The sequence below is a fragment of the Tardiphaga sp. 866_E4_N1_4 genome, from assembly GCF_052076075.1.
Lineage (GTDB): Bacteria > Pseudomonadota > Alphaproteobacteria > Rhizobiales > Xanthobacteraceae > Tardiphaga > Tardiphaga robiniae.
On the sequence record NZ_CP197242.1, the window covers coordinates 808690 to 824592 of the forward strand.

At 60.9% G+C, this 15903-nt stretch carries 22 protein-coding genes and 1 tRNA gene; 6 read left to right on the forward strand and 17 right to left on the reverse strand.

Annotated elements, in window-relative coordinates:
• Window positions 1-11: 11 nt before the first annotated feature.
• From AB8B20_RS04060 to AB8B20_RS04070, 3 genes are all read right to left on the reverse strand, one after another.
• Window positions 12-512: an FKBP-type peptidyl-prolyl cis-trans isomerase gene (locus AB8B20_RS04060; protein WP_439071765.1), complete on the reverse strand. Its 501-nt coding sequence runs from the start codon at window positions 510-512 to the stop codon at window positions 12-14.
• Between the two features lie 136 nt (window positions 513-648).
• The gene (locus AB8B20_RS04065) at window positions 649-828 is read right to left on the reverse strand and encodes a hypothetical protein (protein ID WP_184516771.1); all 180 of its coding nucleotides are present in this window, start codon (window positions 826-828) and stop codon (window positions 649-651) included.
• A 137-nt stretch (window positions 829-965) separates the two neighbouring features.
• On the reverse strand, window positions 966-1127 hold the full coding sequence (locus AB8B20_RS04070; RefSeq protein ID WP_199712063.1) for a hypothetical protein: 162 nt from the start codon (window positions 1125-1127) through the stop codon (window positions 966-968).
• 309 nt (window positions 1128-1436) lie between these two features.
• Here AB8B20_RS04070 and AB8B20_RS04075 point away from each other — a divergent pair, with 309 nt between their 5' ends.
• Window positions 1437-1778 carry a DUF6481 family protein gene (locus AB8B20_RS04075; RefSeq protein ID WP_089264260.1) on the forward strand — a complete coding sequence of 114 codons (342 nt, stop codon included), beginning with the start codon at window positions 1437-1439 and terminating at the stop codon, window positions 1776-1778.
• A gap of 57 nt (window positions 1779-1835) precedes the next feature.
• Here the strand turns inward: AB8B20_RS04075 and AB8B20_RS04080 are convergent, their stop codons facing one another.
• Both AB8B20_RS04080 and AB8B20_RS04085 read right to left on the reverse strand, forming a co-directional pair.
• Window positions 1836-2324 (reverse strand): cupin domain-containing protein, encoded by a 489-nt coding sequence (locus AB8B20_RS04080; protein WP_175368972.1) that lies wholly within the window; start codon window positions 2322-2324, stop codon window positions 1836-1838.
• 126 nt (window positions 2325-2450) lie between these two features.
• A complete protein-coding gene (locus tag AB8B20_RS04085) occupies window positions 2451-2693 on the reverse strand; it encodes a pentapeptide MXKDX repeat protein (RefSeq protein WP_309946173.1) in 243 nt (80 codons plus the stop codon).
• Between the two features lie 250 nt (window positions 2694-2943).
• Between AB8B20_RS04085 and dctP the strand changes: the two genes are divergently transcribed.
• The gene (gene dctP / locus AB8B20_RS04090; RefSeq protein ID WP_439071766.1) at window positions 2944-3966 is read left to right on the forward strand and encodes a TRAP transporter substrate-binding protein DctP; all 1023 of its coding nucleotides are present in this window, start codon (window positions 2944-2946) and stop codon (window positions 3964-3966) included.
• Window positions 3967-3993: 27 nt separating this feature from the next.
• Here dctP and AB8B20_RS04095 read toward each other — a convergent pair whose 3' ends face one another.
• From AB8B20_RS04095 to AB8B20_RS04110, 4 genes are all read right to left on the reverse strand, one after another.
• Window positions 3994-4890: a hydroxymethylglutaryl-CoA lyase gene (locus tag AB8B20_RS04095; RefSeq protein ID WP_439071767.1), complete on the reverse strand. Its 897-nt coding sequence runs from the start codon at window positions 4888-4890 to the stop codon at window positions 3994-3996.
• 32 nt (window positions 4891-4922) lie between these two features.
• Complete coding sequence (locus tag AB8B20_RS04100) at window positions 4923-6935, reverse strand: acetyl/propionyl/methylcrotonyl-CoA carboxylase subunit alpha (RefSeq protein WP_439071768.1); 2013 nt, start codon at window positions 6933-6935, stop codon at window positions 4923-4925.
• Window positions 6936-6937: 2 nt separating this feature from the next.
• Window positions 6938-8542, reverse strand: a complete 1605-nt coding sequence (locus AB8B20_RS04105; RefSeq protein WP_439071769.1) for a carboxyl transferase domain-containing protein — start codon at window positions 8540-8542, stop codon at window positions 6938-6940.
• A gap of 166 nt (window positions 8543-8708) precedes the next feature.
• Entirely contained in the window at window positions 8709-9014 is a 306-nt protein-coding gene (locus AB8B20_RS04110; RefSeq protein ID WP_089264254.1) for an ETC complex I subunit, read from the reverse strand.
• A gap of 263 nt (window positions 9015-9277) precedes the next feature.
• Here AB8B20_RS04110 and opgC point away from each other — a divergent pair, with 263 nt between their 5' ends.
• On the forward strand, window positions 9278-10462 hold the full coding sequence (gene opgC, locus AB8B20_RS04115) for an OpgC domain-containing protein (RefSeq protein WP_439071770.1): 1185 nt from the start codon (window positions 9278-9280) through the stop codon (window positions 10460-10462).
• Between the two features lie 91 nt (window positions 10463-10553).
• Window positions 10554-10630: transfer RNA gene (locus tag AB8B20_RS04120), tRNA-Pro, on the forward strand.
• A gap of 21 nt (window positions 10631-10651) precedes the next feature.
• On the opposite strand, the gene AB8B20_RS04125 is transcribed toward AB8B20_RS04120, so the two are convergent.
• The 5 genes from AB8B20_RS04125 to AB8B20_RS04145 all read right to left on the reverse strand — a co-directional run bounded on the left by AB8B20_RS04125 (window position 10652) and on the right by AB8B20_RS04145 (window position 13744).
• Window positions 10652-11092 (reverse strand): DUF192 domain-containing protein, encoded by a 441-nt coding sequence (locus AB8B20_RS04125; protein ID WP_439073020.1) that lies wholly within the window; start codon window positions 11090-11092, stop codon window positions 10652-10654.
• Window positions 11093-11293: 201 nt separating this feature from the next.
• Window positions 11294-11953: a cold-shock protein gene (locus tag AB8B20_RS04130; protein ID WP_170849667.1), complete on the reverse strand. Its 660-nt coding sequence runs from the start codon at window positions 11951-11953 to the stop codon at window positions 11294-11296.
• 193 nt (window positions 11954-12146) lie between these two features.
• A complete protein-coding gene (locus AB8B20_RS04135; protein WP_089264251.1) occupies window positions 12147-12908 on the reverse strand; it encodes an SIR2 family NAD-dependent protein deacylase in 762 nt (253 codons plus the stop codon).
• Between the two features lie 104 nt (window positions 12909-13012).
• Window positions 13013-13327 (reverse strand): H-NS histone family protein, encoded by a 315-nt coding sequence (locus AB8B20_RS04140; RefSeq protein WP_439071771.1) that lies wholly within the window; start codon window positions 13325-13327, stop codon window positions 13013-13015.
• Window positions 13328-13504: 177 nt separating this feature from the next.
• On the reverse strand, window positions 13505-13744 hold the full coding sequence (locus AB8B20_RS04145; RefSeq protein WP_439071772.1) for a hypothetical protein: 240 nt from the start codon (window positions 13742-13744) through the stop codon (window positions 13505-13507).
• A 153-nt stretch (window positions 13745-13897) separates the two neighbouring features.
• On the opposite strand from AB8B20_RS04145, the gene AB8B20_RS04150 reads away from it, so the two are divergent.
• Complete coding sequence (locus AB8B20_RS04150; protein WP_441253319.1) at window positions 13898-14371, forward strand: hypothetical protein; 474 nt, start codon at window positions 13898-13900, stop codon at window positions 14369-14371.
• A 124-nt stretch (window positions 14372-14495) separates the two neighbouring features.
• Here the strand turns inward: AB8B20_RS04150 and AB8B20_RS04155 are convergent, their stop codons facing one another.
• The 3 genes from AB8B20_RS04155 to AB8B20_RS04165 form a co-directional block, all read right to left on the reverse strand.
• A complete protein-coding gene (locus tag AB8B20_RS04155; RefSeq protein ID WP_439058427.1) occupies window positions 14496-14693 on the reverse strand; it encodes a DUF3606 domain-containing protein in 198 nt (65 codons plus the stop codon).
• A 116-nt stretch (window positions 14694-14809) separates the two neighbouring features.
• A complete protein-coding gene (locus tag AB8B20_RS04160; protein ID WP_139212548.1) occupies window positions 14810-15058 on the reverse strand; it encodes a DUF6719 family protein in 249 nt (82 codons plus the stop codon).
• 161 nt (window positions 15059-15219) lie between these two features.
• Window positions 15220-15426 (reverse strand): hypothetical protein, encoded by a 207-nt coding sequence (locus AB8B20_RS04165; RefSeq protein WP_089264246.1) that lies wholly within the window; start codon window positions 15424-15426, stop codon window positions 15220-15222.
• Window positions 15427-15708: 282 nt separating this feature from the next.
• Here AB8B20_RS04165 and AB8B20_RS04170 point away from each other — a divergent pair, with 282 nt between their 5' ends.
• Window positions 15709-15876 (forward strand): hypothetical protein, encoded by a 168-nt coding sequence (locus tag AB8B20_RS04170; protein ID WP_439071774.1) that lies wholly within the window; start codon window positions 15709-15711, stop codon window positions 15874-15876.
• Window positions 15877-15903 lie beyond the last annotated feature (27 nt).

The following is a 15903-nucleotide window of genomic DNA, read 5'->3' on the forward strand; positions in this document are numbered from 1 at the left end:
TTTGATCGGGCTTATTTGACGCCGAGCAGTTCGACGTCGAAGATCAACGTCGCATTTGGCGGGATCACGCCGCCAGCACCAGGCGCGCCATAGCCGAGATCTGGCGGAATGATCAGCGTGCGCTTGCCGCCGACCTTCATGGTGGCGACGCCTTCGTCCCAGCCCTTGATGACACGGGACATGCCAATCGGGAACTCGAACGGCTCGTTGCGATCGACCGACGAGTCGAATTTCTTGCCCTTGACGCCGTTCTCATAGAGCCAGCCGGTGTAATGCATCACGCAGGTCTGGCCCTTGGCCGGCGTGGCGCCGGTGCCAACGGTGGTGTCTTCGATCTTGAGGCCTGAAGCTGTGGTCATGGTTTTTCCTGCGGCTGGCGCCATTTTCTGCGGCGCTTGTTTTTGAGGCGCTTGCGCCATGGCGGAAGAAAGGGAGACGTCGGACACGGCCACGATCATGGCCGCACTGAGCGCGACGGCCGTAGCTCTAACGGCACGCTGGGAGTTTCGCATCATGTCTCCTGGATGGTTGGGTCTGCGAGCGGCGCAGTCATGCCCCCTCATCGCACCACAACGCAAGTCCTGGCAATGCCGAATCCCGAAGCCGCGATTCATGGAAATCGCTCAATGAGGATGCTTGAATCGGCCCTCAGTCAGGCTTCGAGCTGCGTCGGGCCAGCTGACCCTTGTAATTTTCAAGCAACCGGGTCGCCAACTCTGTCGCCTCATCGCTTGCCTGGATCGAGCGACTGTCCGACATCGGCTCTACGAGCGAGGCCGGATGTTTGAAGCTGAACGAGCGGATGACGCGATCGATGGCTGCTTGCATGGATAACTCCCGATGGCGACAGGAACTCCGCGTTTCGCGGAAAGTTCCTGATCAGTCAGCCCGAGGGCACCGCAGGTTCAAGGCAGCAGCACGGCCACTGCAAAGCCACAACATGGCCATTTTGGCTACAAATGTTGCTAAGCGCCTGCTTCTGCTGCGAATTGCAGCCCTTTGAAAGTCAGTCGCTTGGGGTCGCGAACGCCCGCCAGATACAGGCTGCGAATGAAGTGGGTCACCATGTCGCGATCACAGCCAGTCAGAATGACCACGGCATCGACGGCTGTCTTCTGGGCATCCATGTCAGTCCTCGCGCCGCGCAGGCGGCCTGCTCCGCGCGCTCCAAATCGCCGGATGACCAAAACATGCCCGATTCCCGGGATTTGCGGATATACGCGGATCACCCCGGCGCAAGCTCCGCCCCAGCCTCGCGCAGGCCTCTTTGCCGGCAAATCATGCGTAAGATTGCCGTAAATCGCAGATAGTTGATGCGTTGCCGCGCTGTCGGCTGTAAACCGCAGCGGAGTTTCGGCCATTGCCTGGGTGTTTGCCCGGCTGCCGCACCCGACAATGACCCACCCCAAACCGAAGAAAGCGACAAGGCCTCGTTCATGTCATTTAAGGAACCCAGCTTCGCGGATCGCCAGAAGGCTGCGATCGAAGCCAAGAAGAACATTCTGAACAAATTCAAGGCAGCACCGGGGCCCGATGATCCTGCCGTGAAGGCGCGCGCCGCCGAGCGCGAAGCCGCTGCCGTCGCACGCGCGGAAGCCAAGGCCATCCGCGACGCTGAGAAGGCCGTCCAGAAGGCTCGCGAAGCCGAAGAAGCCGCCGCCGCTGTAGCCCAGGCTGCGCGCGAAAAGGAAGAAGCCGCGCTTGCCCAGGCCGCGCTGGAAGCCCAGCAGAAAGCCGCCCGCGACGCCCGCTACGCCGCCCGCAAGAAGCGTAAATAAGCACGAGATCAGCGTGCCATCATCCGATGGCACGCTGCCTGAATTGATTGTCCGAGGTCAGTTCGTTTTGCCGAATTGCGGCTCGTCGGGTTTGACGAAATTGTTGCCGCTCGGGCCGTAGCCGGTGATCTGAATCACGGCCCCCTCTTCCCGTGTCCCGTCCCAATGCACCGCACCGGCGGGATGCACCATGTAGCCGCCGGTCTTCATCGGGATCGATTTCTCGGGCACGAAGGCTTCGCCCGTGCCGGTGTACCAGGTGCCCGACAGCACCACGACGTGACGATCTTCCGGATGCTTGTGCGGCTTGCTCATGATGCCGGGCGGCCACTTGATCCGCAGAACATAGATGCCTTGCTTGGAGGGATCTCCGTAAAGTGTCGCAACTTCAACGCCGACACCGAACGGATTCTTCCAGACTTCCTCGCCCTGATTGATGCGCACAAAGCCCATCTCGTCAGTGGCGCTCCATGTCGTCACGCTTGGAAAGAGCGTTGCCGCGATCAGACAAGTCGCCGCAACGACGACGCGTCGTTCTTTTTTCATCATGGCCTCCCCAGGCATTTTCTTCTGCGCGGAGGCTATGCCGAGTTTTCAGGTCCAGCAACGAGCAGCGCAACATGACAAGCCCGTCGCGCGGACGGGCCCGTCACAGCGATGCGTGTGAAGACGTTACTTCTTCATCATTCCGTCTTCCTTCTTCATCATGCCGTCTTTCTTCATGCCATCGTCCTTCTTCATACCGTCGTGAGACATGGCATCCTTCTTCATACCGTCGCCCTTCGACATGGTGTCCTTTTTCATGCCGTCATCCTTGCTCATCTTGTCTTGAGCGAAGGCGGCAGGTGCCAGCGCGAGGCTGAGCGAGACGAGCGCGGCGGACACGCCGAGCGCAAACCTGGTGGAGATGGTCATGATGTTTTTCCTCGGATCCATTTCTGAAGCGCGACGTCTGTCGCTATGAACCAGACGTACGGAGGTCGCGGTTTGTTACGTCGCATCAAAAAAGTCTTGATGATGCATCCGATAGCCATTGCGTGCGACGCAACATCACTTGCCCGCCGGTTCGGATTGTATAAACGAAGGGACGCGCGGTGACGGAGCAACAGGACGCGGGCGCATTTTGTCCCGCCCGGCACCAGACGAACACTTTCAGGAGTTACGCATGCTGACTCGCCGCCACATCCTTGGATCGGCCCTCGCCGTGCCTGCGATCCTCCGTTGCGGTGTCGGTACGGCGCAGGCAGCGACTACACTGAAGATTTCGCACCAGTTTCCCGGCGGCAGCATCGACAACGGCGACTTCCGCGACCGTCTGGTCCGCACTTTCGCAGCTGCCATTGCCAAGCAGAGTGGCGGCGACCTTGTTGCCGAGGTTTATCCGGATTCGTCGCTGATCAAGGCGGATGCGCAATTTTCCGCCATGCGCAAAGGGACTCTCGATCTCAGCCTTTATCCCTTGCCTTATGCCGGCAATGAATTGCCGGAGGCAAATATCGGCCTGATGCCCGGTCTGGTCTCGACCTACGATCAGGGCCTGCGCTGGAAGAACCTGCCGATCGGCAAGGCATTGAGCGACATTCTCGCCGACAAGGGCATCATGCTGCTGACCTGGGTCTGGCAGGCCGGCGGCGTGGCTAGCCGCTCGCGCCCGCTGGTTGTCCCTGAGGACGCCAAGGGGCTCACGGTACGTGGCGGTTCGCGCGAGATGAACATGATGCTGCAGACTGCCGGCGCGCGCGTGCTCTCAATGCCGTCCAACGAAATTTACGCAGCGATGAAGAGCGGCGCCTGTGATGCCGGCATCACGTCATCGACCAGCCTCATCTCATTCAAGCTGAGCGAAGTCGCCAAGCATCTGACCTCCGGCGCGGGTGCGTCCTACTGGTTCATGCTTGAGCCGCTGATGATGTCCAAGACTGTGTTCGACAAGTTGCCGAAAGCACATCAGGATATTCTGGTCTCGGTCGGCGCCGAGATGGAAGCCTTCGGCAAGGCGGGCGCGCAGCAGGACGATGTCGAAGTGTCCAGGGTCTATGAGAAGGCCGGCGCCAAGGTCAGCGCGCTCGACGCTGCGACCGTCGGCAAGTGGCGCGATATCGCGCGCGATACGGCATGGAAGGACTATGTCGCCAAGACGCCGCTCACCGCGAACCTCCTCAAGCTCGCGCTGGACGTCCCGGCCTGACGTATCTTGTCGTCCGCCAGGTGGCTCTCAGCGCGTCTTCGCGTTGAGTGCCGAAGCGACACGGCTGACAGGCGCGCGGCCGATCAGAGCGCTGATGGTGTTGGTCGCAGCGAGCAGCTTGTTCATATCGACGCCTGTGGCAATCCCCATGCCTTCCAGCATGTAGACCACATCTTCGGTGCCGACATTGCCGGTCGCACCAGGCGCGTAGGGACAGCCGCCGAGACCGCCGGCAGCGCTGTCGACAACGCGACAGCCTTCTTCCATCCCGGCATAGAGATTGGCCAGCGCCTGACCATAAGTGTCGTGGAAGTGCATCGCGAGCTTCGGCATGGGAACCGAGCCAGCAACGGCGCGCAGCATCTGCCGCGCCTTCGACGGCGTCCCGACACCGATCGTGTCGCCGAGTGAGACTTCGTAGCAGCCGAGATCAAACAGCGTCTTCGAGACATCGACGACCGCCTGCGGCACGACGTCGCCATCATAGGGACAACCGAGAACGCAGGACACGTAACCCCGCACGCGGATGCCGTCGGCCTTGGCGCGCTCGATCACCGGCTTGAAGCGCTCGATGGATTCGGCGACCGAGCAATTGATGTTGGCACGCGAAAAGCCTTCCGAGGCCGAGGCGAACACCGCGATGACTTTCGCGCCGACCGCCTTCGCGCCCTCATAGCCCTTCTCGTTCGGCACCAGCACATGGAATTCGCCGGGCAAATCGCGCACGCCGAGAAAGACCTGATCCGAACCCATCATTTTGGGGATCGCCTTGGGCGACACGAACGAGCCGACCTCGACCGTATGCAGGCCAGCCCCGACCAACGCCTTCACGAAGGCGATGCGGTCTTCGACCGACACCGGCATCTTTTCATTCTGCAAACCGTCGCGCGGGCCGACCTCGACGATACGAACCTGATCACTCATGCTTGTTTCAATCTCACACGTCTTTCAGAGGATCAGGCGCTCGGCTCGACTTCCGCAAGCTCGACGCCTTCTCCAACGATATCGCCAACCTTGCACTTGATGCGCTTGAGCACGCCGGCGAACGGCGCGCGCAGGGTCTGCTCCATCTTCATGACTTCCAAGGTCAGGATAGCAGCGCCCTTCTCAAGGGTCGCGCCCTCCTCCGCCAGCAGCGCCACCACGGTGCCGGGCAACGGCGCAACGATCTTGTCCTCGCCGACTTGCTCTTCATCGTCGCCGCCGAACGGATCGACCCAATGCATGTCGAAACGGCCGTGACGCGTACGCAGGTAGAGTTCGTGGCCCTCGATCACCGAAACGATGTGCGAGCGTGCTCCGTCCAGTGTCAGATCGAAATGCCCGTCATCGGCCGCAGCCGTCTCGAACCCCAGCTCGCGAGTGCCGATCGAAATCGTTGCAGGACCGCTGCCGTAATTCAACGTCACGCGCTGCTCGTCCGAACCATGCTTGAATTTGAACACCCGCTGGCGACGCCCGACCGGCATCCAGCCAGCCGTCAGCCAGGGCGAGGTACCGGCAGCCCGTGCTGCCTGCTCTTCGCTTGCGACGATGGCGGCGACGGCCGCGCATAGTTCGAGATCGCCAGGCGCCGCCGAGTCCGGCGTCAACACTTTCAATTCACGCTCGATAAAGCCGGTGTCGATGGTGTTGGCCCGCACATCCGGATGCGTCACAAGCGCCGACAGGAACGGCGTGTTGGTGACGATGCCGCGAATATCGGTTTCTTCCAGCCCACGATTGAGCCGGTTGATCGCCGCATCGCGCGTCGGCGCCCAGGCGATCACCTTGGCGAGCATGGCGTCGTAGTTCGGCGACACCGCATCGCCCTCGCGATAGCCAGCATCGATGCGCAAGCCGTTCGTCTCAGCGGGCGTGCGCCAGGTGCGGATCCTGCCGACCGACGGCATGAAATTCTTGTGCGGGTTCTCGGCGTACACCCGCGCCTCGATGGCGTGGCCGTTGAGTTTGATCTGGTCCTGCGACAGCGGCAGCTTTTCGCCGAACGCCACGCGGAGCTGCCATTCGACCAGATCAACGCCGGTGATCAGTTCAGTGACGGGATGCTCGACCTGCAGGCGCGTGTTCATCTCAATGAAGAACACGTCCTTGCCGTCAGAGACGAATTCGATAGTGCCGGCGCCGACATAGTTCACCGCGCCTGCGGCCTTGCGTGCAGCCGCGCAAACCGCCTCACGCTGCGCGCCGTTCAACGTCGGCGACGGCGCCTCTTCGATCACCTTCTGATGCCGTCGCTGCAACGTACATTCGCGCTCGAACAGCGAGACCAGATTGCCGTGGCTGTCGCCGACGATCTGCACCTCGATGTGGCGGGGATTGTCGACATACTTCTCGATCAGCATGCGGTCGTCGCCGAACGCTGCTTTGGCTTCGCGCTTGGCGCTGACGATGGCCGGAGCCAGTTCAACAGCCGAGCGCACCACGCGCATGCCACGCCCGCCGCCGCCCGCTGAGGCCTTCACCAGAACCGGGAAGCCGATCTTGTCGGCTGCCTTGGCCAATGTCGCGTCGTCCTGCGCTTCGCCATGGAAGCCCGGCACCAGCGGCACGCCAGCCTTCTCCATCAGCGCCTTGGAGCCCGACTTCGAGCCCATCGCAGTGATCATCTCCGCAGTAGGTCCAACGAAGATCAGGCCGGCATCGGCACAAGCCTGCGCGAACTCGGCGCTCTCGGAGAGAAAGCCGTAGCCGGGATGGATCGCCTCGGCGCCGGTCTTCTTTGCAGCTTCGAGAATGCGCTCGATATTGAGATAGCTGTCGCGCGCACGCGCTGGGCCGATCAACACGGCCTCGTCGGCTTCCGCGACATGCAGCGCATTGGCATCTGCCTCGGAATAGACCGCGACGGTGCGCAAGCCCATGGCCCGCGCGGTACGGATGACGCGGCAGGCTATCTCGCCGCGATTGGCGATCAGGAGCGTGCGAAAGCGGCGATATAAAGCTTTTGAGATTTCGGCTTTGGCCATCATCACATCCTGAACAGGCCGAAGCGCGTCGGCTCGATCGGCGCATTGGCCGACGCTGACAAACCAAGTCCGAGCACCAGGCGCGTATCTGCGGGATCGATCACGCCATCATCCCAGAGGCGCGCCGTTGCGTAATACGGGCTGCCCTGGGTCTCGAACTGGTCGCGTGTCGGCTTGCGAAACGCTTCCTCCTCTTCGGTCGACCAGGTGCCGCCCTTGGCTTCGATATTGTCGCGGCGCAGCTGACTCAGCACCATCGCTGCCTGCTCGCCGCCCATCACCGAGATACGGGCATTGGGCCACATCCACAGAAAGCGCGGGCTGTAGGCGCGGCCGCACATGCCGTAATTGCCGGCGCCGTAGGAGCCGCCAACCACCACAGTGAATTTCGGGACGTTGGCCGTGGCGACAGCTGTCACCAGCTTGGCGCCATCGCGCGCAATGCCGCCGGCTTCGTATTTCTTGCCGACCATGAAGCCGGTGATGTTCTGCAGGAACACCAGCGGGATGTTGCGCTGGCAGCAGAGCTCGATGAAATGCGCGCCCTTCAGCGAGCTCTCGCTGAACAGGATGCCGTTGTTAGCGATGATGCCGACCGGGAAGCCCCAGATATGCGCGAAGCCGCAGATTAGCGTCGTGCCGTAGAGCTTCTTGAATTCGTCGAATTCGGAGCCGTCGACAATGCGCGCGATGATGTCGTGCATGTCGAACGGCTTGCGCGCGTCGGCAGGAATGACACCGTAGAGTTCTTCAGCCGCGTATACGGGATCGCGGGGCGCCTGCATGTTCAGTGTGGCCCGCTGTGGTGGCTTCAGCGTCGCGACGATTTTTCGCGCGATGCCGATGGCGTGACCATCGTTCTGTGCGTAGTGATCGGTGACGCCAGACTGCCGCGAATGCACATCCGCGCCGCCAAGTTCTTCGGCGGTGACAACCTCGCCGGTTGCGGCCCTCACCAGCGGCGGACCGCCGAGGAAGATCGTGCCCTGATTGCGCACGATGATGCTCTCGTCGGACATCGCCGGCATATAGGCGCCACCGGCAGTGCACGAGCCCATCACGACAGCAATCTGCGAAATGCCCTGCGCCGACATCTGCGCCTGATTGTAGAAGATGCGGCCGAAATGGCGCTCATCCGGAAAGATGTCGTCCTGCTGCGGCAAGAACGCACCGCCGGAGTCCACCATATAGATACACGGCAGATTGTTCTGCCGCGCGATGTCCTGCGCGCGCAGATGCTTCTTCACCGTCATCGGATAGTAAGTGCCGCCCTTGATGGTCGCATCATTGGCGACGATCATGCACTCCCTGCCCGACACGCGGCCAACGCCAGTGATGACGCTGGCGGAATGGACATCGCCGCCATAGAGGCCGTTGGCGGCCAGCGGCGAGAGTTCGAGGAAAGCTGTGCCGGGATCGATCAGTAGATCGACGCGCTCGCGGGCCAGCATCTTGCCGCGCGCGGTGTGCTTGGCGCGGGACGCTTTGCCGCCGCCGCCGGCGACCGCACCGAGCTTGTCCTTGAGTTCGGCGACCTGCGCCTTCATCACATCGACATTGCGCTTGAACTCGGCCGAGGTGGGATCGATCGTGGAGCGAAGCGACATCGGCTTCCGTTTCCTGCAGGGTCTGTTTCTTGTTTGCACGGCGGCCCGGCAACGGGCCTGCCATGATGGTGTCACCCCGTCGTAGCGGGACGCAACCCTAACTTTCGGTGCTGGTCAGGGTGAGATTTGGGACGTTACGGGGGCTGATTTGCCCGCAAACCGGTCGTCAGTGCGACCATGGCTCCGAGCGGCGGAACGCAAAATTGTCGGCATAGGCGATGGTCCGGGGCGCACGCACCTTGGGCTCGATCACCTGATAGGCAATGCCTTCGCGTTCGCAGTAGGCGACCGCCTCTTCCTTGCTGTCGAAGTGGATGGACAGCTGCTGCTTCATGTCACCGGACGACGTCCAGCCCATCAGGGGCTCGATCACCCGCGCCTGCTCCGGCTCATAATCGAGCTGCCAGTCCTTGGTCTTGGCGAGGCCTGCCTGCATGGCATTCTTGGGGGCTTTGAAGATACGTGCGGTCATGGAATGCGATAGCCTTTTAAGGATGGGCCTTCGTCTCGGGATTAGCGTCTCGGGATCGGCCTTGGTCAGCTGCGACACTGCGACAAATTGGTGAAAACGGCGGGGCTGGTATATCCAATTGTCACGAATTTGATCCGTGATTCCGTCGTTTGGCGGCTTCGTTATTGTGTATATTCGTTCCACGGCGTCGTGACAATCGGGGCACGAAGCGGTCTATCTGATCTCGCAATTCGGCATCACGAAGGGCTCCTGAAGCGGCACCCATGGATATTCACGCCATCCTTCCCCCCAAAGGCCGAGACCTTCGGCTGGACCTGTTCCGCGGTATCGCCAACTGGGCGATCTACCTCGATCACATCCCCGACAATGTGGTGAACTGGGTCACCACCCGGAACTATGGCTTCTCCGATGCGGCCGATCTGTTCGTCTTCATCTCCGGCTACACGGCGTCCTTCGTCTACGCCAAGATGATGCTGGAGCGGGGCTTCATCGTCGGCGCTACGCGCCTCACCAAGCGGGTCTGGCAGCTCTATGTCGCCCACGTTATCCTGTTCGTGATCTACATCGCCGCCATCGGCTATGTGGCGCAGCGCTATAACGACCCCGACATCATCAACGAGTTCAACGTTGCCGGTCTGGTCGACAATCCGATCCAGACGCTGACGCAAGGTCTGCTGCTCAAGTTCAAGCCGCTCAATCTCGACGTGCTGCCACTCTATATTGTGCTGATGGGCCTGTTCCCGCCGGTGCTGTGGATGATGCTGCGCAAGCCGGATCTGACGATGCTGGCGTCGCTGGCGCTGTATTTCGCGGCACGCCAGTTCGGCTGGAATCTGCCCGCCTATCCCTACGGCGTCTGGTACTTCAACCCGTTCACCTGGCAATTACTGTTTGTGTTCGGCGCCTGGTTCGCGCTCGGCGGCGCGCTCGAGTCACGCTCGGTGATCCGCTCCAAGGTGCTGCTGTATTTCGGCATCGCCTATCTCTTGTTCTCGCTTGTCATGACCATGGCCGGTCGCTTCCCGGACACTGGCCACATGATCATGCCGGACTGGTTGTTCGACGCGTTCAATCCAAACGACAAGACCAACCTTGCGCCCTATCGCGTGCTGCATTTCGTGATCATTGCCTTCTTCGTCACCCGCTTCGTGCCGAAGGAATGGAAAGGCCTGGAGTGGCCGGTGTTTCAGCCGCTCATCAAATGCGGCCAGCAGTCGCTCGCCGTATTCTGCGTCGGCGTGTTCCTGTCCTTCGTCGGCCACTTCCAGCTGATGATGTCGTCTGGCTCGTTGCTCGCGCAAATATTCGTCAGCGCCGCCGGCATCGGCATCATGACCTGCGTGGCCTATTACATCTCGTGGTCGAAGAAGCAGGACAAGCCGTTGCCGAAGCCGGCTGCTCCCGCAGCGTCAGAACAGCAGGCATCGCCGTCGAAAGCCGCAGAATAGACCCGTTGTCGAACATGGTGCGGGACAGGCGAGAAATCGCCGGCAGATGCCTTGCTGCCCCCGGCCTAAGCGTGTATCGACACCGCATCGTCGGGGTATAGCGCAGCCTGGTAGCGCGGCGGTTTTGGGTACCGCAGGTCCTAGGTTCGAATCCTAGTGCCCCGACCATCCCCCATAATATTCAATGACTTAGCGCTTCTTGAACAGCGGATGGACCACTTGGTCTCCCGGCGCGATTCCGTATTTTTTGGCGGTGCCTGCGACCACTTCGAGAACAGCCCGTGCCAGGCCTCCCGATGAAATGATCTTGAGGGATTGTGGCTCGGTATTCTCCGCGATCCGGAGCACCCGGCCGTCGCCGGTAATGAAGACCATGTCGAGCGAAACGAAGGTGTTCTTCATCCACATGGAGACCTGCTGCTCCGGCGTGAAGTCGAACAGCATGCCGCGGCCGTCCGCGAGCTCCTTGCGATACATCAGACCGGTCGCCCGCTCCTCGTCGGTCTTGGCGATTTCGACGGAGAACATCCGCACACCTGACTTGGTGACGATTTCGAGCGGCTGGAATTCGGCGGCTGCGGCTGGCTTGTGAGGGCAGACAATGGCCAGAGCGGCGATCACCACCAGCATCGAGAGGCGGCAGCGGGCGGCGAAGCGAAACAGACTCATGAAGGGCAATCCACGCAAAGAGCCCGGTCAGGACGCCGGGCGGCGCGACCCTAGCCTGACGACGCGTGCCAGCGCCAGACGGTCGTGATGCACAGCCGCGTGATGGCCTCGACGGCAAGGCTGGCAGGAAACCCGCAAGAAACTTGGAAAACCGCGGACGGCTTAGTGCGACGAAAGACCCGGCGTACCGCCTTCGGGCTGGATCTCGGCAGCCATCATGCCCTTGGAGCCGGGCCCGAAGCGCACCAGCACATACTGGCCGGGACGCAGCTCGGTCATGCCGAAGCGGCGCAGGGTTTCCATGTGGACGAAGATATCCGGCGTGCCTTCGCCGCAGCTGAGGAAGCCGAAGCCACGCAGCCGGTTGAACCACTTCACCTGCGCCCGCTCGAGGCCACTGGTAGGCGTCACGCTGACATGAGTGCGCGGCGGCAACATCTGCGCGGGATGAATGGCAGTCGACTCGTCCATCGAGACAACGCGGAAAGCCTGATAGCCCTTGGACCGCTGGGTGCATTCAACGACCACACGGGCACCTTCATAGGCCGTCTGGTAGCCGTCGCGGCGAAGCACGGTCACATGCAGGAGCACGTCGGCTGCGCCATTGTCAGGAATGATGAAGCCATAACCCTTGGAAGCATCGAACCACTTGATAACACCGCTGATCTCGACGAGATCGACGGCGTTGCCTTCGCCGACACCCGCAAAGGGGTCGAGTGCGTCGCGGCTTGCGTTGCCTGAAAGCTCATTCCCTGGTCGGGGACCACCCGCTCCGGGAATCAGTCCCCCCAACCGCTTGGACTCAAATGCGTCCGACCCCATGGCCCCGGATCCCACTATCATTTGCGCTGTCAGCCCTGTCAGCGCCATCTCACATGCCCCATCGAAGCTAATTCACGATGGCGCGGTGCGAATCTTTCGATTCGAAGATAACACTGTCGCCTGATCAGCAAAGACAAAAAACGAACACAGTGACAGCTATGAACAGCTTGCGCTCAAACGAATCAGATGCGCATCAATTTCCGACGAATGGTCCGAGCGTTTCGCCGATATCATGGCGAATGACAAGGTCAGCGTGATCGTCCTGCTCGGTCGCCTCATTGTTGATGATGACAAGACGTGCACCGGCATGTTTCGCCATCATCGGGAATCCCGCTGCGGGCCACACGACGAGCGACGATCCAATCGCAATGAACAGATCGCAGTGCTGCGATAGCTCAGCCGCGCGACGCATCTCATCTTCAGGCATCGCCTGACCGAATGAGATCGTCGCAGCCTTCACGGGCTCGCCGCATACCGTGCAGTCTGGCGCCTGTCTTTCGGAATCGAATCTGCTCTTCACCCAATCGAGCTCATAGCGCCTCGCGCAACCGATGCAGCGCGCATAGGTCGTATTGCCGTGCAGCTCGATCACAGCGTCAGCCTTGAAGCCGGACGCTTGATGCAGGTTGTCGATGTTCTGGGTGATCACAGCGGGAATCTTGCCGGCCTTGTAGAGTGAGGCGAGCGCGCGATGCCCGCGACCAGGCTTGGCCGCAGCGAATGTCTCTTCCATCGCAAAGCGCCGGCGCCAGGCTTCATCGCGCGCATCCTGACTGGCGACGAACTCGTCGAACGGAATTGGCCGGTTACGGGTCCACAAGCCACCAGGCGAACGGAAATCGGGAATGCCCGTTTCGGTCGAGATCCCCGCGCCGGTGAACGGCACGATGGTTCTGGCTTCGGCGATCATCTCGCCAAGACGATCCACGCCAGTGCGAAGGTCAGTTGCAATCATTGGAAGGTCCGAGAGGAAGTGATCCAACGACAATGCCGCAGACCGGGATCCGGTGCCATGCCGGGATCAACGCATGTTTTGCTTCGTCGCCACGTTTCCAGGATCTATTTCGCTTTGGCGCGTCCATTCCTGGCGGGCTTGTCGATCAAAAAGTCTTCCCGCTTGCGACCGGCGGCGATCTCCTTCGCGAGCCAGCCCTCAACACCGCCGCGCCCGGTCCAGGTGTCTCCCGTTTTGGGATGGCGATACTTCGCCGGAACCTTGATGCCTTTGACGCGGCTGGTTTTGCCATCGACGCTTCTGATCTGTGCGAGTTGCGCCTGCAATTCGGCACGGTGGGCTTGCAGTTGCTTGTCGATATCCTCCCGCAATGCGAGGAGTTCGGGAACTGAAAGAGATTTGATATCAAGGGTCGGCATAAACAAGCTCCGATCAAATACGTCCGCACTCCTTCCCAAGGCGCGCAAAATACGCGCCAGCGTGCGTCAATTAAATGAAATGCGGGCGGTGTCAAAACACCACATCAAAATCAAATATCGGGGCGAAGCTGAAATGAGCTCCGCCTTTAAGTAATTAAATACCGATTTGCGAAATCTTTATGCAGCCCGCGAGACATCGGCGGAGAGCTCGCTCTTCGGCAGATCGTCCTTCTTCGGCTTTGCCACCGGCGTTGCCTGAGACTTCTTCACGGACTTGCCGTACTGCGCGAGCTTATCGAGCTCGGCTTCGAGCTCAGCCTGACGCGTAGCAACTTTTTCCGCCAGCTTGTCGGATGCATGATCGCGCAGTGCCGCAAGTTCCTCGATGCTCAGTGAGTCCAGATCGATCTTGGCCATGGAAATCTCCGTTTGTTCCGAACTAGCGGTAACATCCATGCGCCGCAAGCGCGGCAGCGGGATCATCCACCGAAGACATCATGATGGATGCAATTCAATTGACGTCGAGCTCACGCTTCGCAGAGAATGCATGCGGGATTGGGGAAACGCGTCATGGCATCCTGGAAAGAAGAGCGTGACCGGCTGGTCGCGCAGACGCTCGCATTCGTACAGGAGGTCGCCGCCGCGCATCCGGTCGCGGCCCAGCGACTGAACATCTGGCAACCGCCGAGCCACGCGCCGTCGCACGCATCCGATCCAACGGAAACCGTCACCTCGCCCGCCATCGCGGGCGCCGATCGCTTGACGGCCCCTACATTGATTGTACATGCGGCGAACGCGGCAATTGAAACCTCGGAGCGTAGTTCGCAGGTCATTCCTGTTGCAGTTCCAACCAACGTGCCATCTCCTGCCCGGAGAGATCCGCTTTATTCGGGCCCATCCGAGCGGGCCGAGATCCTCAAGCGCGTTGCGTCGTTCAAGGCTCGCCAGGCCCAGATGATCCATGAGCGCGACGTCTACTACGAAGCCATGCAGACGCGTATCCGAACAACGCTGCGGAACGATTCCGGGCGCGACCGGTTGTAAAGCCGGAGCAGCTTCCCCGATGCTCTGTTTTCAGAAAGCCCCGTCCTCCCCCGGCGGGGCTTTCGCCTTGCGGGCTTCGACTTGCTGGAGCTTCAACTCGAGGGGGACGACCTGCCGGTCCGGGTTATTTGCCGAGGTGTCGCCGCACGGCGGCAACCGAAGAGCCGACCTTTTCGATCGCGGCGTTCAATTCGGTCGGCGAGACGCTCAGCCGATAGGCCCAGTAGTCGCGCTGGGTAGCGTCACTGGAATCGATCACCGGCGCCGGCCGGACGCCGCGTTCGGACGCCAGGACGGCGGCGACTGGGACGAGACTGATCATGCCGGCAGGGTAACACGTCGCCCGCACAGCCCAAGCGAGCGCTCGCTCCAACGTTAACAGGCGATTGATGCAATCTCGGAAAGTCGTCCAGCCAAAGCAAGCCTTGCCGCGAGCGGCTACTGAACCACCGAGCCCAGCGAGGCCTGGATCTCATTGAGCGGGATGCACAGCTTCTTGCGGCGCAGGCCACGAATGGCGCCGGTCACCTTCAAGATCTTGCCAGCGGCACATGAACCGTCCTGGACCAGCGCGCTCTCGTAAGGCGCCAGGATGAGCGGTTCAGCTGTCCGAATGGACTGAGCGGCGGAAGGTGTGGCCAACGCCACCAGAGAAATTCCGAAAGTCCCCAAAACCCAAAAACGCATGGTCGTCCCCAACACAGCAAATACGCACCGGTCCAAGGGTAATCGTTCACGCCCTTCAATTTTTGCAGTCAGCTCTCCCCGAGCCGTTACCGCAATTATTGCCCCGGACCACCGCGAAACACAAAGCAATTTTCGCGCCGATTTCCGGTCTCAGCATAGGGTCAGAGCGTGACCTGCTCGTGACCGCACTCCTTGCAGGTGAAAGACACCCGCGCGACACCCTTTGGCGCCGAGACCTTGTTCGCCGCGCCGCACTTGCCGCAGGTCGTCATAATCCGTGTGTCGCCCTGCTTCACCACCAGCGCCTTGCGCTCCATAGTCTCGCGGATCAGACGCTCGGCCTCTTCGCGCATTGCCTGCTTGCTCATGCAGCTCTCCTGACAGACGCCGAAGCAAAAGGCCCCGAGCGAGCGGCCTTATAGCCGATGACGATGACACTCTCCATCGCGATCAAAATCGGGACCCCGGATCGCACCATTCCCCTGCAGAATTTCCGTGCATTCCAATCTGCCGCAGCGAGATCCCGATGGACAGAATGGCTGACCTGAACTAGAACAAATGGAGAACATCATTCGCCAATATTTTATCGGGACGTCACAGGAATCGCCGGGTTGGCGGGGCATACGCGGCTGGAAAACAGGGAGACTGACATGGATTTACAGGCACGTATCGACCTTTGGAAAAGCGTCGATCCGGATCCGGAATTCTGCCGCAAGGCAGAACGAGAAATGCTGCTGTTGAGTTGTCAGGACGAAGACTGGGTCAACGCGCGGATGCGGGATTTCGAACAGGCGCTGGCGTTGGAGAGTGCTGAATAACGGAACCCTTTGGCATCGGCGGCGTTA

Excerpts from the sequence above, each read along its gene's own strand:
- AB8B20_RS04060 (WP_439071765.1), bottom strand. The coding sequence starts at position 512 with ATGCGAAACTCCCAGCGTGCCGTTAGAGCTACGGCCGTCGCGCTCAGT.
- AB8B20_RS04065 (WP_184516771.1), bottom strand. The coding sequence starts at position 828 with ATGCAAGCAGCCATCGATCGCGTCATCCGCTCGTTCAGCTTCAAACAT.
- AB8B20_RS04070 (WP_199712063.1), bottom strand. The coding sequence starts at position 1,127 with ATGGATGCCCAGAAGACAGCCGTCGATGCCGTGGTCATTCTGACTGGC.
- AB8B20_RS04075 (WP_089264260.1), top strand. The coding sequence starts at position 1,437 with ATGTCATTTAAGGAACCCAGCTTCGCGGATCGCCAGAAGGCTGCGATC.
- AB8B20_RS04080 (WP_175368972.1), bottom strand. The coding sequence starts at position 2,324 with ATGAAAAAAGAACGACGCGTCGTCGTTGCGGCGACTTGTCTGATCGCG.
- AB8B20_RS04085 (WP_309946173.1), bottom strand. The coding sequence starts at position 2,693 with ATGACCATCTCCACCAGGTTTGCGCTCGGCGTGTCCGCCGCGCTCGTC.
- dctP (WP_439071766.1), top strand. The coding sequence starts at position 2,944 with ATGCTGACTCGCCGCCACATCCTTGGATCGGCCCTCGCCGTGCCTGCG.
- AB8B20_RS04095 (WP_439071767.1), bottom strand. The coding sequence starts at position 4,890 with ATGAGTGATCAGGTTCGTATCGTCGAGGTCGGCCCGCGCGACGGTTTG.
- AB8B20_RS04100 (WP_439071768.1), bottom strand. The coding sequence starts at position 6,935 with ATGGCCAAAGCCGAAATCTCAAAAGCTTTATATCGCCGCTTTCGCACG.
- AB8B20_RS04105 (WP_439071769.1), bottom strand. The coding sequence starts at position 8,542 with ATGTCGCTTCGCTCCACGATCGATCCCACCTCGGCCGAGTTCAAGCGC.
- AB8B20_RS04110 (WP_089264254.1), bottom strand. The coding sequence starts at position 9,014 with ATGACCGCACGTATCTTCAAAGCCCCCAAGAATGCCATGCAGGCAGGC.
- opgC (WP_439071770.1), top strand. The coding sequence starts at position 9,278 with ATGGATATTCACGCCATCCTTCCCCCCAAAGGCCGAGACCTTCGGCTG.
- AB8B20_RS04125 (WP_439073020.1), bottom strand. The coding sequence starts at position 11,092 with ATGCTGGTGGTGATCGCCGCTCTGGCCATTGTCTGCCCTCACAAGCCA.
- AB8B20_RS04130 (WP_170849667.1), bottom strand. The coding sequence starts at position 11,953 with ATGGGGTCGGACGCATTTGAGTCCAAGCGGTTGGGGGGACTGATTCCC.
- AB8B20_RS04135 (WP_089264251.1), bottom strand. The coding sequence starts at position 12,908 with ATGATTGCAACTGACCTTCGCACTGGCGTGGATCGTCTTGGCGAGATG.
- AB8B20_RS04140 (WP_439071771.1), bottom strand. The coding sequence starts at position 13,327 with ATGCCGACCCTTGATATCAAATCTCTTTCAGTTCCCGAACTCCTCGCA.
- AB8B20_RS04145 (WP_439071772.1), bottom strand. The coding sequence starts at position 13,744 with ATGGCCAAGATCGATCTGGACTCACTGAGCATCGAGGAACTTGCGGCA.
- AB8B20_RS04150 (WP_441253319.1), top strand. The coding sequence starts at position 13,898 with ATGGCATCCTGGAAAGAAGAGCGTGACCGGCTGGTCGCGCAGACGCTC.
- AB8B20_RS04155 (WP_439058427.1), bottom strand. The coding sequence starts at position 14,693 with ATGATCAGTCTCGTCCCAGTCGCCGCCGTCCTGGCGTCCGAACGCGGC.
- AB8B20_RS04160 (WP_139212548.1), bottom strand. The coding sequence starts at position 15,058 with ATGCGTTTTTGGGTTTTGGGGACTTTCGGAATTTCTCTGGTGGCGTTG.
- AB8B20_RS04165 (WP_089264246.1), bottom strand. The coding sequence starts at position 15,426 with ATGAGCAAGCAGGCAATGCGCGAAGAGGCCGAGCGTCTGATCCGCGAG.
- AB8B20_RS04170 (WP_439071774.1), top strand. The coding sequence starts at position 15,709 with ATGGATTTACAGGCACGTATCGACCTTTGGAAAAGCGTCGATCCGGAT.